15 protein-coding genes are annotated in these 14975 nt (G+C 64.2%); 1 reads left to right on the top strand and 14 read right to left on the bottom strand.

Going from position 1 to position 14975, the window contains the following annotated elements:
- Window positions 1-40: 40 nt before the first annotated feature.
- The 14 genes from Mame_RS22215 to Mame_RS22150 form a co-directional block, all read right to left on the bottom strand.
- Window positions 41-772 carry a DUF4396 domain-containing protein gene (locus Mame_RS22215; protein WP_018066882.1) on the bottom strand — a complete coding sequence of 244 codons (732 nt, stop codon included), beginning with the start codon at window positions 770-772 and terminating at the stop codon, window positions 41-43.
- Between the two features lie 104 nt (window positions 773-876).
- Window positions 877-1149 (bottom strand): cytochrome C oxidase subunit IV family protein, encoded by a 273-nt coding sequence (locus tag Mame_RS22210; protein WP_018066881.1) that lies wholly within the window; start codon window positions 1147-1149, stop codon window positions 877-879.
- 5 nt (window positions 1150-1154) lie between these two features.
- Window positions 1155-1793, bottom strand: coding sequence for a cytochrome c oxidase subunit 3 (locus tag Mame_RS22205; RefSeq protein WP_018066880.1), 639 nt, complete (start codon window positions 1791-1793; stop codon window positions 1155-1157).
- The gene (gene ctaD / locus Mame_RS22200; protein ID WP_018066879.1) at window positions 1790-3394 is read right to left on the bottom strand and encodes a cytochrome c oxidase subunit I; all 1605 of its coding nucleotides are present in this window, start codon (window positions 3392-3394) and stop codon (window positions 1790-1792) included. The genes Mame_RS22205 and ctaD overlap by 4 nt, the downstream gene beginning before the upstream one ends.
- The gene (gene coxB, locus Mame_RS22195; RefSeq protein ID WP_018066878.1) at window positions 3391-4335 is read right to left on the bottom strand and encodes a cytochrome c oxidase subunit II; all 945 of its coding nucleotides are present in this window, start codon (window positions 4333-4335) and stop codon (window positions 3391-3393) included. The genes ctaD and coxB overlap by 4 nt, the downstream gene beginning before the upstream one ends.
- Window positions 4332-5138 carry an SCO family protein gene (locus Mame_RS22190; protein ID WP_018066877.1) on the bottom strand — a complete coding sequence of 269 codons (807 nt, stop codon included), beginning with the start codon at window positions 5136-5138 and terminating at the stop codon, window positions 4332-4334. Before Mame_RS22190 ends, coxB begins: the two co-directional genes overlap by 4 nt.
- Complete coding sequence (locus Mame_RS22185; protein WP_018066876.1) at window positions 5135-5503, bottom strand: hypothetical protein; 369 nt, start codon at window positions 5501-5503, stop codon at window positions 5135-5137. The genes Mame_RS22190 and Mame_RS22185 overlap by 4 nt, the downstream gene beginning before the upstream one ends.
- Window positions 5500-6480, bottom strand: a complete 981-nt coding sequence (locus tag Mame_RS22180; RefSeq protein ID WP_018066875.1) for a hypothetical protein — start codon at window positions 6478-6480, stop codon at window positions 5500-5502. The genes Mame_RS22185 and Mame_RS22180 overlap by 4 nt, the downstream gene beginning before the upstream one ends.
- A complete protein-coding gene (locus tag Mame_RS22175) occupies window positions 6477-6953 on the bottom strand; it encodes a c-type cytochrome (RefSeq protein ID WP_051085162.1) in 477 nt (158 codons plus the stop codon). The genes Mame_RS22180 and Mame_RS22175 overlap by 4 nt, the downstream gene beginning before the upstream one ends.
- Before the next feature lie 56 nt (window positions 6954-7009).
- Window positions 7010-7564 (bottom strand): DUF3341 domain-containing protein, encoded by a 555-nt coding sequence (locus Mame_RS22170; protein WP_018066873.1) that lies wholly within the window; start codon window positions 7562-7564, stop codon window positions 7010-7012.
- Window positions 7554-8882, bottom strand: a complete 1329-nt coding sequence (gene nrfD / locus Mame_RS22165; RefSeq protein WP_018066872.1) for an NrfD/PsrC family molybdoenzyme membrane anchor subunit — start codon at window positions 8880-8882, stop codon at window positions 7554-7556. Before nrfD ends, Mame_RS22170 begins: the two co-directional genes overlap by 11 nt.
- Entirely contained in the window at window positions 8882-11770 is a 2889-nt protein-coding gene (locus tag Mame_RS22160; protein WP_018066871.1) for a TAT-variant-translocated molybdopterin oxidoreductase, read from the bottom strand. Before Mame_RS22160 ends, nrfD begins: the two co-directional genes overlap by 1 nt.
- A gap of 10 nt (window positions 11771-11780) precedes the next feature.
- The gene (locus Mame_RS22155; protein WP_018066870.1) at window positions 11781-12449 is read right to left on the bottom strand and encodes a cytochrome c3 family protein; all 669 of its coding nucleotides are present in this window, start codon (window positions 12447-12449) and stop codon (window positions 11781-11783) included.
- 114 nt (window positions 12450-12563) lie between these two features.
- Window positions 12564-13391, bottom strand: a complete 828-nt coding sequence (locus Mame_RS22150; RefSeq protein WP_018066869.1) for a manganese catalase family protein — start codon at window positions 13389-13391, stop codon at window positions 12564-12566.
- A 209-nt stretch (window positions 13392-13600) separates the two neighbouring features.
- Between Mame_RS22150 and Mame_RS22145 the strand changes: the two genes are divergently transcribed.
- The gene (locus Mame_RS22145; RefSeq protein WP_018066868.1) at window positions 13601-14896 is read left to right on the top strand and encodes an NAD(P)/FAD-dependent oxidoreductase; all 1296 of its coding nucleotides are present in this window, start codon (window positions 13601-13603) and stop codon (window positions 14894-14896) included.
- The last annotated feature ends 79 nt before the right edge of the window (window positions 14897-14975 follow it).

Below are 14975 nucleotides of genomic sequence, written 5' to 3'. Positions count from 1 at the left end.
GTGCGCGCCGGAATCGTGCAAAAAGGTTCAGGCCTGACAATCACATCTTCTCCTTGATGCCGCTCGACAGCAGCCACCAGTTGACCGGACAGGCGGTGGCGAAGCCAGCCCACATGGCGATCTGCATCATGAACCAGAATTCGACCGTCGCGACCTCCAGCCTGATGCCGAGAAGGTGGCGGAAGAGGAAGAACTGGGCGAAGGCCATGAAGCCATACATGCCGATCTGCCAGGCCGTCAGCGACAGGAAATCGGCCTTGATTGCCTGGAGGATGCCTTGCCCCACAGACAGGCCGCGCATCGGCTTGATCGTGAAATACTGGAAGACGACGCCGAGCGAGAAGGCGAAGATATAGTCCAGCACCCAGACCGCGAACATCTTCTCAGCAAAGATCGTCTGCCAGCCGAACCATACGGCCACCGCCGGTACGAAGAAGGCCAGCCATTCGGCGATCAGGTCGCCCAGCGCGCAGCCGCTGCCGCAATGGGCCGCACCCTTGCCGACCATGACGGCAAACGGCGTCTCGGTCTGGCTCGGCGGATTGCGGTCCTGCTGCATCGCTTCGTGGTGCGCCTCAGCCGTCGCCAGCCGGCCATAGCGAAAATAGGCCCAGAGCGCGGCCACCGAGCCGAACAGCGCCACCAGCGGCCAGACGAGGTTCATGATCCACATGTGTTGCGGATTCCGTTTCAGGTCGAGCGCGATGACGAAGGCGCAGGCAAGCGCGACGATTAGCGAGAGAATGGAGAGAATATGGATCCAGACGGGCATACCTTCGGTTCCTTTCTGTGTTCGCGGGCCGAGACATTTTCGGTTAAAGCTGTTCACCGTGTTAATAGCTCGCGGGCCTTATTGTTTCGTGCGACCGCTTCCGCTCACACCGCGCCCCGTGAAAGATAATCGACGAATGTGAGCAGCAGCAGCGCGGCGAGCCAGAACAGGGCGCCCGTGCCGAACAGGCGGACCATCGGCGTTTCGTGCCGCATGCCCATGAAGAACCAGAGGACCAGGCCCGCCTTCATCGACGCGATGATCAGGCCTGCGAACAGGCTGACGGGGCCGGTGAACACATGGCTTGCCAGCACCGTGAGGCCCAGCAGGAGGGCGAGGAGCAGCCAGATGACGGAGGTCTGCAGATATTGGCGCATAACGATCACCGCGCGAGATAGAGGACGGGAAACAGGAAGATCCAGATGATGTCGACCAGATGCCAGTAGGTGGCCGCCGTCTCGGTGGCCGTCGCGCCCGCCGGAAGCTTCACTCGCCGGGAATGGACGAGCCAGGCGAACAGGCCGAGCACCGCGATACCGATGGTCAGATGCAGCGCGTGGAGCGAGGTCGCGACGAGGTAGATGTTCATGAACAGGTGCTCGCCTGGCGAGGCGAAATCGGTGTGGAGGCCCGGTAGGGGTAGCAGGCCCTCCTGATATTCGCTCCAGTATTCATAGGCCTTCAGGCCGAGGAAGGCGACGCCGAGCAGTGCCGAAAGCGCGAGGCAGAGCGAGACCGGCCGGGCATGGCCGGAGCGCGCCGCCTTCACCGCGATTGCCACCAGTGCGCTCGATGTCAGCAGGATCATCGTGTTGGCGGCGCCGATCGCCACGTGCATCTTCTTCGACGCGGCGATGAATTCTTCCGGGTGCAGGTAGTGGGCGACGAAGATCACGGCGAACAGGCCGCCGAACAGCATGATCTCGCTTGCGAGAAACAGATAGACGCCGAGCATATCGGCCTCGCGCTGCTGCCCACGCGTGCTGTAGGGCTCCTTCAGGCGCGGCAGGTCTTGGCTCATCGGCTGTCCTCCTTGTCGATTGGGTAATCGTAAGGCCTGCCGGTGACGGTAGGTATCTCGACGAAATTATGCTTCGGCGGCGGCGATGGCACCGTCCATTCAAGGCCCCTCGCCCCCCATGGATTGGCGCTCGCGCGCTTGCCGGCCACGAGCGAATAGCCGAGATAAACGAAGGGCAGCAGGTAGGCGAAGCCGAGAAGGGTGGAGCCCGCGGACGAGAGCACGTGCAGCGTCTGGAACTCCGGCGCATAGACGTGGTAGCGCCGCGGCATGCCGAGGAAGCCGAGGATGAACTGCGGAAAAAAGGTCAGGTTGAAGCCGAAGAAGATCGTGGCGGCGGTGATCCGCCCCCAGGTGAGCGGATACATCCGCCCGAACATTTTCGGCCACCAGAAATGCAGCGCGCCGAAATAGGCCGAGATCGTACCGCCGACCATGATGTAGTGGAAATGGGCGACGACGAAATAGGTATCGTGGACATGCACGTCGATGGAGAGCATCGCCAGCGCGATCCCCGTCAGCCCGCCGACGACGAAGAGCCCGATGAAGGACATGGCGAACAGGAAGGGCGGATCGAGCAGGATATTGCCTTTGTAGAGCGTCGCCGTCCAGTTGTAGACCTTGATGCCGGAGGGAACCGCGACGGCGAGGCTGAGAAACGAGAATACCGCGCTCGCATACATAGACTGGCCGGAGACGAACATGTGGTGGCCCCAGACGAAGAAGCCGATGATCGCGATCGCGATCGACGAGCCGGCGACGAAACTGTAGCCGAAGACCGGCTTGCGGGCGGCCGCCGCCACAAGTTCGCTGATCACGCCAAGTGCCGGCAGCACCATGATGTAGACCGCCGGGTGGCTGTAGAACCAGAACAGATGCTGGAACAGCAGCGGATCGCCGCCGCTCGCCGGATCGAAGATGCCGAGGCCGAACAGCCGTTCGGCCGCAATCAGCACCAGCGTGATCGACAGCACCGGCGTCGCCAGCACCAGGATGATGGAGGTGGCGTAGTGCGACCAGACGAATAGCGGCATCCGCCCCCAGCCCATGCCGGGCGCGCGCAGCTTGTGGATGGTGACGATGAAGTTGAGGCCGGTCAGGATCGACGAAAAGCCGACGATGAACACGGCGGCGGCGACCAGCACGACGTGGCCGTTCGAGAACATCGATGACAGCGGCGTGTAGAAGGTCCAGCCGGTATCGACGCCGCCGACGAGAAGCACGATCAGCGTGAACAGGCCGCCGAGGACATAAACATACCAGCTCAGCAGGTTCAGCCGGGGAAAGGCGAGATCGCGCGCGCCGATCATCAGCGGAATCAGGAAATTGCCGAAGACATTGGGGATTGACGGGATCAGGAAGAACCAGACCATTATGACGCCGTGCAGCGTGAAGGCGCGGTTATAGCCCTCATTGGTCAGGAGATCGCCTTCGGGCGTCAACAGGTCGGCGCGCACCAGCCCCGCCGCGGCCCCGCCGATCAGGAAGAAGAACGTCACCGAAACCAGATAGAGGACGGCGATGCGCTTGTGATCGGTGGTCAGCAGCCACGAGCGGATGGTGTGGCCGGCGTTCGGATCGCTTGGCGGGTTGGCGGTCACGGCGTGTCCTCCGGCGTGGCGAGCGACTTGATATAGGCGACGAGTTTCATCACCTCGTCCTCGCTGAGCACGTTCTTGTATGTCGGCATGATTTCGGGATAGCCGGCGGCGATCTCAGACTGCGGCAGCAGAATGCTATCGCGGATATACTGGTCATCGGCCGTCACTGTCCTGCCGTCGGCAAGCGGAACCGGGCGGCCGTAAAGCCCTTCGAGATCGGGCGCCTTCACGGTGGCGGCGGGACCGTGGCAGCCGCTGCAGCCATTGTCGCGGAAGAGTTTCTCGCCCTCCGCGGCCAGCGATGCATCGGTGCCCGCCTGTTCCAGCCAGGCCGCGAAGGCGGGCTTTTCCATGACGATGAAGCGGCCGGTCATCTCCGAATGATCCGCCCCGCAAAATTCCGCACAGGCGAGCGCATAGATGCCGGGCTTGTCGGCTTCGAACCAGAGTGAGGTATAGCGGCCGGGAACGACGTCCTGCTTCAGCCGCAACGCCGGAATGTAAAGGCTGTGGATCACGTCCTGCGACGCCATCGAAAGCCGCACGGGCTCGCCGACCGGAACATGCAACTCGTCGATCTCGCGCTGGCCGCCGGCATGCTCGAATTTCCACATCCACTGCTTGGCGACGACGTTGATCTCCATCGCATCCGGCGGCGGCTGATGAACGGTGAAGAACATCCGCGTCGACCAGACGAACAGGGCGACGATCAGGATGAAGGGGATCAGCGCCCAGGAGATCTCCATCAGGGTGTTGCGGTTGACCCGGTCACTGCGGTCCGCCTTGCGGCCGGCGCGGTATTTCCAGGCGTAGTAGGCGATCAGGATGAAGACCGGCGCGGAGAGCGCCACGACCAGTGCCGTGAACACCCACATCAAAAGGTCGAGCCGTCCGCTATAGGCGGAGGCGGATTGTGGCCAGAGCGCGATGAAATCGCTCATTCCGCCGCCTCCTTCCGCTTCCGGCGTTCGCGCATAAGCGCCACCGCGATCAGCCCGCCGCCGGCAAGCGCGGTCAGCCCACCGCCGATCCTCAGCATGGATTGCACCAGCGAGCCGTAGCGGCCGGTGACGGGGTCATAGTGGTAGCAGAGCAGCAGAATCTGGTCGCCCCAGTCGCCGATCCGGCCTTCGCCGGCCTCCGTCAGAGCCAGCTTCATGTCGGTCGGCTGCGGCGTCAGGCCATAGATCCAGCGGCTCAGATGGCCGTCGCGGGTGAGGAAGGCGGTGGCGGCCACATGGGCGTACTGGCTGATGCGCTCGTCATAGGCATAGCGATAGCCGAGCGCATCGGTGACCGCGCGGATGTTCTCCTTCGTGCCGGTCGTCGCGTGGATGCCGGTCATGTCGATGTCCGGGAAGGATTTTTGCAGCACCGCGAGATCGGCGCGCGCATCTTTCGGCCCTTCGGCCGGATCGATGCCGAAGGCGATCATGGTGAAATCCTCGCCCGGCTCAAATTCCTGCGCCCGGATCGCCTGCATGACGCCCGACAGCGTCACGCCGCAGATGTTCGGGCAGTCATGCAGAACCGGGACCAGCACGATCGGCTTTCCGTCGGCAAGTTCGGCGAGCGTTGCCGTCTCGCCATCGGCGTTCTGGAAGGGCAGGTCGAGGGGGATTTCGGCGTCGGGCCGCTCGTCGATGCCCGCAACGCCGAACGGGTCGAAATTGGCGTCGCGCGCGGCGAGTGCGGGAACGGCGAGCAGCGCGAGCAGCGCCGCCAGGACGGGGAGCTTGATCATGGGCCACCTCCATTGGTCTCATTCGGCCAGCCTCGGTCGGCGAGGAGATCGATGGCGCGATCGACGGGAATGCGGATGCGGCCGTCCTCGCTCCGGCCGTAGGTTTTTATGAGGCGTCGGTTCTTTGCGTTCAGAGCGTCGAGATCGGCCTTGGGATAGACTTCGAGCCGGGGGCCGGCGACGGGCCTTTCGGCGGTCTGAACGGGCACCGGTTCCCGGTCAGGAACGCTGAAAAGGCCGGTGAGGAAAGCGACAAAGGCCAGCGACACGGCCACGAAGACCACCAGAAGGACGCCGGCATAAAGGACCTTGCGGACGGGGACATCCCGCTGTTCATACTCTGCGCCGTTATTGTTCTCGCTCATGGCCGGGCCTCCCGTGGCGGGCGAAGGCTGGCACTAGCGGCGAGCATCAGGCCCGCGCCGGAAACGAGCGCGACGGCCAGGCCGCCACGGCCGGGAAGCGCAAGCCAGAGGCATTCGACCGCCTTGCCCCCGAGGATGATGGCGGCAAGCGCCACGACCCAGCGTCGCGATTGCCGAACCGGGGGCAAGAGCAGGAGGGAGGCTGGCAATACGCCGCTTGCCGCCAGCAGATATTCGACATAGCGCCAGAGCCCCGCGCTGCGCGGCGTGAACCATTCGAGCCCTGCGGCGGAATTGACGTTCCAGGACACGAAATACTGGATGTAGGCGAAATAGAGCCAGAACAGCACGGCGACCAGCAGCAGCGTGCCGGAGAGCGGCGTGCGCGCTGCAGGGGCTGAAAGCACCAGCAGGCAGAGCGCGATATTGACCTGGAGCGACAGCACATAGAGCGCGAAGCCGGAGGAAAAATAACCCGGCGCGAGCGGCATCAACCACAGGCCGACCGCCAGACCCTGCAGGATGACGAATAGGATGAGGGCCACGGCGGCTGTGGCGCGGGAGCGCGTGGCGCACCAGGGCGCGATCAGCAGTGCCAGCAGGAGGCCGATCGTTACCAGCGCATAGGACCACTCGTTGAGAAACAGAGCGCGGAACGTGCTGTCACGCTCCATCCCGTGCCAGCCGTAGAGTGTTGGCGAGAACAGAAGCAGAGGCAGAAAAACGACGAAGATCGGAGCAAGTCGGGCGAGGCCTTCCGTCCCCCCGGCGAGTTCACGCTGCCAGCGTCCGCCGGTGAGCGCCATGACGAGCAGCAGAAAGACCGCGCCGATCGGGATTGCAGTTGCAAACACGCTTGCTGCAAGCAGACCGGCCACGCCCGGTTCCGGCCGGTCGGCGATCAGCAACCCGGCGACCGCCAGCAGCAGCAGGCCGGCAATCAGACGGATCAACGGCGCGGTTGGTCGGAGGGTCATGGTCGCGCCTCCGCAAGCTTTTGCCGGTCTTCCGCCGATAGCAGCCGCTCCGGCGCATCCTGGCTGAGCTGCAGCGCCTTGACATAGGCCGCGATCGCCCAGCGGTCGCGCGGCGGCACGCGGCCGGCATAGGAATACATCACGCCATAGCCATCGGTGATGACATCGACGATATGGCGCGGATCGACGTTGCGCAGACGTTCGGAGTGGAAGCTCGGCGGGGCGGGAAAGCCGCGCGAGGGGATGCGGCCATTGCCGTAGCCGGCGGGATCGTGACACGGTACGCAGAAGATCGCGTAGCGCTCCTTCCCCCGCTCCAGCAGCGCGCGGTCCATCGGCGGGCGGGTCTGAAGCGCGGCGATCTCGACCGGGCCGCTGCGCGAGACGGTGCCCTCCGGCGGATGCTGGAGCGCCTTGCCATCGGAAAACAGCGAACTCTCCTCATAGTCGTCATAGCGCGGCTGATCATTCATGTCGTCACAGGCGACAAGGGTCAGAAGGCAGGCCAAGAGGGGAAGCGCTCGGATGGTCACGACGGCGCCTCCGGCAGCGGCACCAGGGCGACGGTCTCGGCGCCGAGATTTTTCAGGTGATCGGGTGTTCGCGCGGTGTCGAAGTGCTCGTCCGAGGCGCGAATGAGGATGTAGAAGCGATCGCTCGCGGAAAAATCCGGGATTTCGAAATCGGGGTGATGCAGCTTCGGCAGGCGGCAGGACAGAAGCGTGCCGATCACGGCGAAGACGATGGCCGACATCACCGCGACTTCCAGCGTGATGATTGGCAGCGGTTGCCAGGCGAATACCGGCCGTCCGCCAATATTCAGCGGATAGGCGTAATTGGCGTAAAGCTGCACGCCGAGCCCGGCGAGCGCGCCGAAAAGCCCGCCGGCAAGCGTGATCCAGGCAATGCGATTATCGCCGGCGTCGAGCGCATCGGCTATCTCACTGGAGAAATAGGGGCCGAGAACGTCCAGCTTGCGGTAGCCGTGCTGCCGCAACGTGGCCAGATGGCTTGCCAGACCTTCCGGCCCGGCGAAGCCGGCGGCTGCGGCATGATAATGCGCATCGGGGCGGTCAGCGGGCATGGCGGGCCTCCTCTGACGCCTTTTTCAGCTCGAAGCCGGAGATGATCGGCAGCAGGCGGACGAAGAGCAGGAAAGGCGCCAGGAAGACGCCGATCATGCCGGCAAACAGCGCCCAGTCCCAGAGGCTCGCCTGGAACGTGCCCCAGGAGGAGACGAGATGGTCGCGGTAAAGGCCGGTAACGATCAGCATGTAGCGCTCCATCCACATGCCGGCGGCGACCGAAACGCCGATGGCGGCAAGCAGCAGACTGTTTCGCCGCACGCGCCGCAGCCAGAGCAGCTGCAACGGCACGAAATTGCAGATCACCGCGCCCCAGAAACTCCAGGCATAGGCCCCGGAAAGCCGGTCATGCAGCGTTTCGAGCTCCGATTGTTCGCCGGAATAGAGCGCGTTGAAGATATCGGCGAGATAGCCGTATGCCGTCATCAGCCCGACCGCGAGCAGGAGCTTGCCGATCAGGTTGCTATGGGCATCGGTGAGGATGTCATCGAGCCGGAAGGCGCGGCGCAGCACCGCCATGATCACCGCCACCACCGCAAAGCCGGAAAACACCGCGCCGCAGAGGAAATAGGGCGGAAAGATCGAGGAGTGCCAGCCGGGGATCGGCCCGCCGCCGAGCAGCAGCGAATAGGCCGCGGTGATGATGAACACCATCGTAACGGCAAGCCCGGCGCAGAGCCGATAGGCCTGTTCCCAGCGCCGCCAGTGCCGCATCGAACCGCGCCAGCCGAGCGCCGCGAGGCCGTAGCAGACCTGGCCGAGGCGGCTCTTCGCCCGGTCGCGCAAACGGGCGAAATCGGGGATCGCGCCGACATACCAGAAGGCGGCGGAGGCCACGAGATAGGTCAGCACGGCGAAGAAATCCCAGGAGAGCGGGCTCTTGAACTGCGGCCAGATGCCCATCGTGTTCGGATAGGGCGCCGTCCAGTAGAACAGCCACGGCCGACCGAGATGGAGGATCGGATAGAGCCCGGCGCAGACGACTGCAAAGAGCGTCATCGTCTCGGCAAAACGGTTTAGCGCATTGCGCTGCGTGACGCCGGTCAGGAGCAGCAGCGCGGAGATCAGCGTTCCGGCATGGCCGATGCCGAGGAACCAGATGTAGTTGACGATCGGAAAGCCCCAGGCAACCGGGATATTGTTGCCGAACACGCCGACGCCGCGCCAGAACAGCACCGTGACGGCGATGGCGAAGCAGAGCAGCAGGAGCAGCGCGAAGGCGAAAGAGAGCGCCCAGGCGCGTGGTGCCGGAAAGCCGAGCGGCAGGTCGGTGACGGCGTCGATCCGTTCTCTGGAGAGCGGCCTTGCCTCCGTCATCACCCCTCCACCCGCGCGAGATAGGATGTCCGCGGCTTGGTGTTGACCTCTTCCAGCAGCAGATAGTCGCGCGCCTCGGCCTTGCGTTGGCTGACCTCGGTGTCAGGATCGGCGACATCGCCGAAGCTGATCGCCTGCGTCGGGCAGGCCTGCTGGCAGGCCGTCACCACCTCGCCATCACGCAGCGGTCGGTTTTCGCGGTCGGCGTCGATGCGCGCGGTCTCGATTCGCTGGACGCAGTAAGTGCACTTCTCCATGACGCCGCGCGAGCGGACGGTGACCTCCGGATTGCGCATGGCGCGGAGCTGCTCAGGGTCGTCGCCGGTATAGTCAAACCAGTTGAAGCGGCGCACCTTGTAGGGGCAGTAGGAAGCGCAGGTGCGGGTGCCGATGCAGCGGTTATAGACCTGCACGTTGAGCCCGTCGGAACTGTGGACGGTGGCATTGACCGGACAGCCCATCTCGCAGGGCGCATCCTCGCAATGCATGCAGGGCACGGGCTGGAAATAGGAAAGCGGCGCCTCCGGCGGCCCCTCGTAATAGCGGTCGATGCGCAGCCAGTGCATCTCGCGGCCCTCGGCCACAAGGTCCTTGCCGACGACTGGAATATTGTTCTCCGCATTGCAGCCGACGACGCAGGCATTGCAGCCGATGCAGGCGTCGAGGTCGATCGACATGCCCCAGGCCGGGCTGGTCTTTGGCTTTTCCGGATAGAAGCTTCCGGGATGTTCTTCGTACGGTGCGGCCGCCTGGCGCGAGGCCTCGGCGCTGACGGTCCTGATGAAATCATGCCCCTCCATCGCCTGGTGAAGCTGGGTCGAGGCAAGCTTTTCGCGCGCGCCCGTCTTCTCCAGCGCGACCCCGCTCAGCATGGTGCCGCCCGCCGCCAGCGGATAGGCATCGGTGCCGAGACCATCGGCGAGCGTGCCGAAGCTGCGGTGGCCATAACCAAGCGTGAGGGTGAGCGTCTCGGCCTGCTGGCCGGGCAGAATCCAGACCGGGCCTTCCGCCGTTCTCTCACCGTGGCGAAGCCGGATGACGTCGCCGGCGGCGAGGCCTTCGCGCTCGGCGAGCGCCGGGCTGATGAGGATCGGATTGCCCCATGTCAGCTTGGTCATCGGCTTCGGCGTTTCCTGAAGCCAGCCATTATTGCCGAAGCGGCCATCCCAGACCGACGGGTCCGGCTGGATGAGCAGGGTGAGCGCGGCGTCTTCCGGGGTCGGCATCGCCAATGGCCCGCCAGCGGCTTCAGGTGGTGCAACCTTCGGGGCCGCCGTGCCCTCAACGAAACCGGCAAACAGGGCTTCATTCCACCGGGCGTCGAAGTTGCCCGAAAGCCGCTCCCGCCAAGTCGCCATCACGATGGCACGGGCATCCGCATCGGCTTCACCCATCAGGTTGGCAAGCAGCGTATGTGGCGATCGGACCGAGTAGAAAGGCTGTACCAGCGGCTGGAGGACACTCCCCGAGCCGTCGACCGCGCGCGCGTCGCTCCAGCTTTCCAGATCGTGGGGGATCGGCAGGTGCCAGCGACAGAGTGCCGCCGTTTCATCGTAATAAAGTCCGGCATGCAGCGTCGTTTCGACCCTGGTCATCGCCTCGGCGAAAGCGGGCGTTCCGGCATAGGCGGGGTTGCAGTCGAGCACGAACAGCGTCGAAACCGCGCCCGCATCCATATCTGCAATCAGGCTGTCTAGATCGCGCTGGCCGGCCGGCGTTGCGGCGACTGGGTCGGTGAAGGCGAGCGTCTCGCCGATCGCGCCGAGACGCTGGTTGATCCTGTAGGCAAGTGCATGCAGCGCCGGCGCGTGATGCGCCCCGACCGTCACCAGCGATCGGTCCGGCCGGGCCTCAATCTTGGTCACGACGCCATCGACCCAGCGGCTTTCGCTTTCGCTCAGTTCCGGCACGTCGCCGGTGACGCCAAGTCGCGCCGCAAGCGCTGACAGCAGGGCCGGCATGCGCTGTTCGGCGGCAATCAGCCGCTCGTCGGCGCGCGCGCCAGTCAGGCTCGGGCTCCCCTCGACCACAAGGATGCGGCTCTCGCCGTCGCCATCGCGAAAAGCCTTGCGTCGTTGGCTCCATTGTCGGGCGTTGACAGACTGGCGCGGACCGGGGCCCAGAAAATCATCGGAAAACGAGACGATGGTCTCGGCGCGGCTGAAATCCGGCTGCGGCATCATCGCCCGGCCGAAGGCGGCCTCGGCGCCGAGTACGCGATTGTCATCATTGACCGGTTCGGTGATGTGCCAGCGCGCCAGCGGCCAGCGGTCAAGCAACGCCTCGAGCTGACGGATCATTGTGGGGGAGGTGATCTGGCCAGTGAGAATGCTGAGCCCGGCGCCGGCCGTCGCGTCCAGGGTCGTGCGTTTTTCCGCCAGAAAGGCGTCGAAGGCCGCCCAGCTTGCCGGATCGCCGAGTTCCTTGGGCGCTTGCGACCGGTCGGGATCGTAAAGTCCGAGCAGGGCAGCCTGCAGGAAGACATCGGTTGCGCCGCCGGTGGCCGGATGATCGGGATTGCCCTCGAGCTTCACCGGTCGGCCCGCGACCGTCTGGCCGAGAACGGGGAGCGCATAGCCGGACAGCCGCGTGGCGGTCGCGTAGAGAACCGGCTCTTCGCGGTTTCCGGCGGCGAGCACATAGGGAAGCGCGTTCTCATCGGAGCGCGCATCGCAGCCTGTAAGGCCCGCAAGCGCGAAGGACGCCGCCATGGTCTTCAACAGCCCGCGGCGCGTGACGCCTTCCCCCATAGCCTGAAGCGCCGGGAATTCCGACGTCAGGAAAGCGTTGAACTCGTCCGTGGCGGAAAGCTGCTCCAGCCCCAGCCAGAGCGCCTTGCCCGACCGGCCTTCGAGATGCTTGCGAAAGATGTCGGATTCTTGCGTCACGAGCCCTCCTTCATCGGTGACAGACATTGCAGTCATCGAGACGATCCGGTTCGATCCCGCGCGCTTCCACGACCAGCGCGCCGTAATCGCGATGGGCCGCGAGGTCGTCATCAAGGCTCGACCAGTCCATGCGAGTGACTTCGCTCGGGGGGCGCAGTTTGGGGGCGGGGTCGCGATGGCAATCAAGACACCAACCCATATCGAACGGCTTTGCCTGTTTCATCAGCGGCATCGTGTCGACCCGCCCGTGGCAGGTCTCGCAGGGCACGCCGGTAGTCACATGGATCGAGTGATCGAAATAGACATAGTCTGGTACCCGCGCGACGCGGTTCCACTGAAGCGGTTCTCCCGTGGCAAGGCTCTCGCGCACCGGCGCCAGCATCTCCGCGTCTGTCCAGATCTGAGAATGGCAGGTCATGCAGGTTTCGGTCGATGGCAGGCCGGCCCTGGCGCTGGTCTCGACCGTGTCGTGGCAATAGCGACAGTCGATGCCGAGTTCGCCGGCATGGTGCTGATGGCTGAAGGGGACGGGCTGTTCGCTGACCCAGTCGACGCCGGTGCGATAGCTGGAACTTGCCGCAGACCACCACAGAGCGCCCGCCATCAGGATGGCGAGCGCGACCGCTCCGGCGAAAAGCCGAAGCTTCGCATCCGCTGAGGCGCTAAAAATCTGTGCCACGCCGGTCCCCTTACAGCGTCTGAGCCGATCATCGCGGTGAAGGCTTATGGAAGTGAAACACTTCCCGCCGCATCAGGTTCCGTCCTTCACCGCGATCAAACGGTCAGGTGAACGCTAGCCGACCTGCGCCTTCTGGGCGCCCGTGCCGGGGCGGGCCTTGCCGAGATCGGGCTTCTGCCCAAGCGGTTCGGGCTTTTCCACCACTGTGAATTCGGAGCGGCCATCAAGTGATTTGCCTTCGGTCCAGCGACCCTCGGGCGTCGGTTCGTCAAGCGAGGTATTGAGGAAGTAGTAGGAGTGCTCGAGGGCCTCGTGATCCTCGGGCGTGGTGTTCGGAATCGGAAGCTGTTTCTCCATGCCGCCGAGCTCCTCGATGACGGCCAACCACTGCTGCTGGTGCATCGTGTCGCGGGCGATCAGGAAGGAGAGCATGTCCTTCATACCGGCGTCATCGGTCATGTTGTAGAGCCGGCTCGCCAGCACGCGGCCGCCCGATTCCGCGGTGACATTGGCCAGCATATCGGTCGCGATATTGCCTGTGGCGTAAACATGGCTCATGTCGAAGGGCACGCCATTCGAGTTCACCGGCATCGCGGAAAGGCCCGATGAGAGAATGTGGCGTGGGTTCATACCGCCCAGAATGGCGTTGACGATCGGATCTTCCGCCGCCTTTTCCTGTTCGGAGATTGGCGCGCCCTCAAGGTTCAGCGCCACGGCATGGCCCAGGAACTCGATATGTGACAGTTCCTCGGTGGCCGTCATCATCAGCAGGTCGCGGTATTTGCTGTCGCCGCGCGCGCCCATCGCTTGGAAGAAATACTGCATTGCAACGCGGATCTCGCCCTCGATGCCGCCGATCGCCTGCTGGAGATATTTGGCAAACAGAGGATCGGGCTTGTCGACGGAGACCTTGTACTGAAGCTTGGCGGAGTGATGGAACATGGATTCTTCCTCTTTGTGGTCGTGGAGGCCCCCTAAGTGCAAAGGCTCGGAAATGTTCCCGCCCGACCCTCACTGCCGCCAGTCGGAACAAATCGCTGAATTTCCGGTTCGCTGAACAGAACCTGTGGGGACGAAGCCCAACCGGGGATTCTACCGCTCCCGCCCTTCCGCAGCAGCGCCCGCCATGATCACACGCAAGGAGGTCCGATATGACGCAGACCGGCGAGACACTGGAGAAGCGAGAGATTGATTCAGTGAGGGAAAAGCCGAACCGCATCGTCATTGTCGGTGGCGGGTTCGGAGGGCTCGCCTGCGCGTCGAAGCTCGGCGGCGCGCCGGTCGATGTGACGCTGATCGACAAGCGCAACCACAATCTGTTTCAGCCGCTTCTCTATCAGATCGCGACGGCCATTCTGTCGCCCGCCGACATTTCCGAACCGCTCCGGCGGACGCTTGGAAAGGAGCGCAATGTCGATGTGGTGATGGCCGAAGTTGTTGGCATCGATGCGAAACGCAAGGCGGTTCTGACGCGGGATGGCGCGCCGGTGGAATATGATACGCTGGTGATCGCGACCGGCTCGGTCGACAACTATCTCGGCCATGACGAGTGGAGGCAACATGCCCCCGGCCTCAAGACCAATCGCGATGCCAGGCGGGTGCGCGAGACCCTGCTTCTCGCCTTCGAGCGGGCCGAACTGACGCTCGACCCGGACGAACGCCACAAGCTCCTGACCTTCGTGATCGTCGGCGGCGGGCCGACCGGCGTTGAACTGGCCGGCGCCATCGCCGAACTCGGTGCATTTCTTCTGCGGCGGGATTTCAGAAACATCACCCCAGAGGAATTGAACATCATCCTGCTGGAGGCCGCGCCGGGCATTCTCTCGGGCTTCGATAAGAAGCTCTCGCGGTACGCGCTGAAGCGGCTTGAGGCGCGCGGGGTCGATGTCCGGGTCAACACCCCGGTTGAGGCGATCACTGCTGGAGAGGTCACGGCGGGCGGCGAAAAAATTCCGACCGGCTGCGTCATATGGGGCGCGGGCGTCAAGGCGACGCCGGTGGCGGAATGGCTTGATGTGGAGCCCCAGCGCGGCGGCCGGGTGCCGGTGGCGACCGATCTCGGCGCCATCGGCTTCGAGGATATTTACATTCTCGGCGATGCGGCGTCTGTACAGGGCGAAGACGGGCCGTTTCCGGCGCTGGCGCAGGTCGCCAAGCAGCAGGGGCAGTATCTCGGCAGGAAGCTGCGAGGAGAAGCCGAGGGTCGCCATGACGTCGCGCCGTTCCGCTTCCGCAATCGCGGCATTACCGCGGTCATTGGGCGCAACGCAGCGGTGTTTCAGTCCGGCAGGTTCAAGCTGACCGGCCGCCTTGCCTGGTGGCTATGGGCGATCATCCACGTCTATCTGCTGGTGAACTTCGAGAAGCGCCTGCTTGTCAGCGTCCAGTGGATCTGGACCTTCCTCACCGGCCAGCGCAACGCCCGCCTGATCGATGACAAGACATGATTCCTGTCTTCCGGAACATCGCATCCCCACCCCGGTTAGGCGCAAAGTCCGGTCCTGCACGGACCGAAACGAAAGGAGC

Origin of the sequence: Martelella mediterranea DSM 17316, from assembly GCF_002043005.1 — a bacterium.
Lineage (GTDB): Bacteria > Pseudomonadota > Alphaproteobacteria > Rhizobiales > Rhizobiaceae > Martelella > Martelella mediterranea.
Note: the sequence above shows the minus strand (reverse complement) of the source record. Positions and strands in the feature narration are given on the sequence as shown.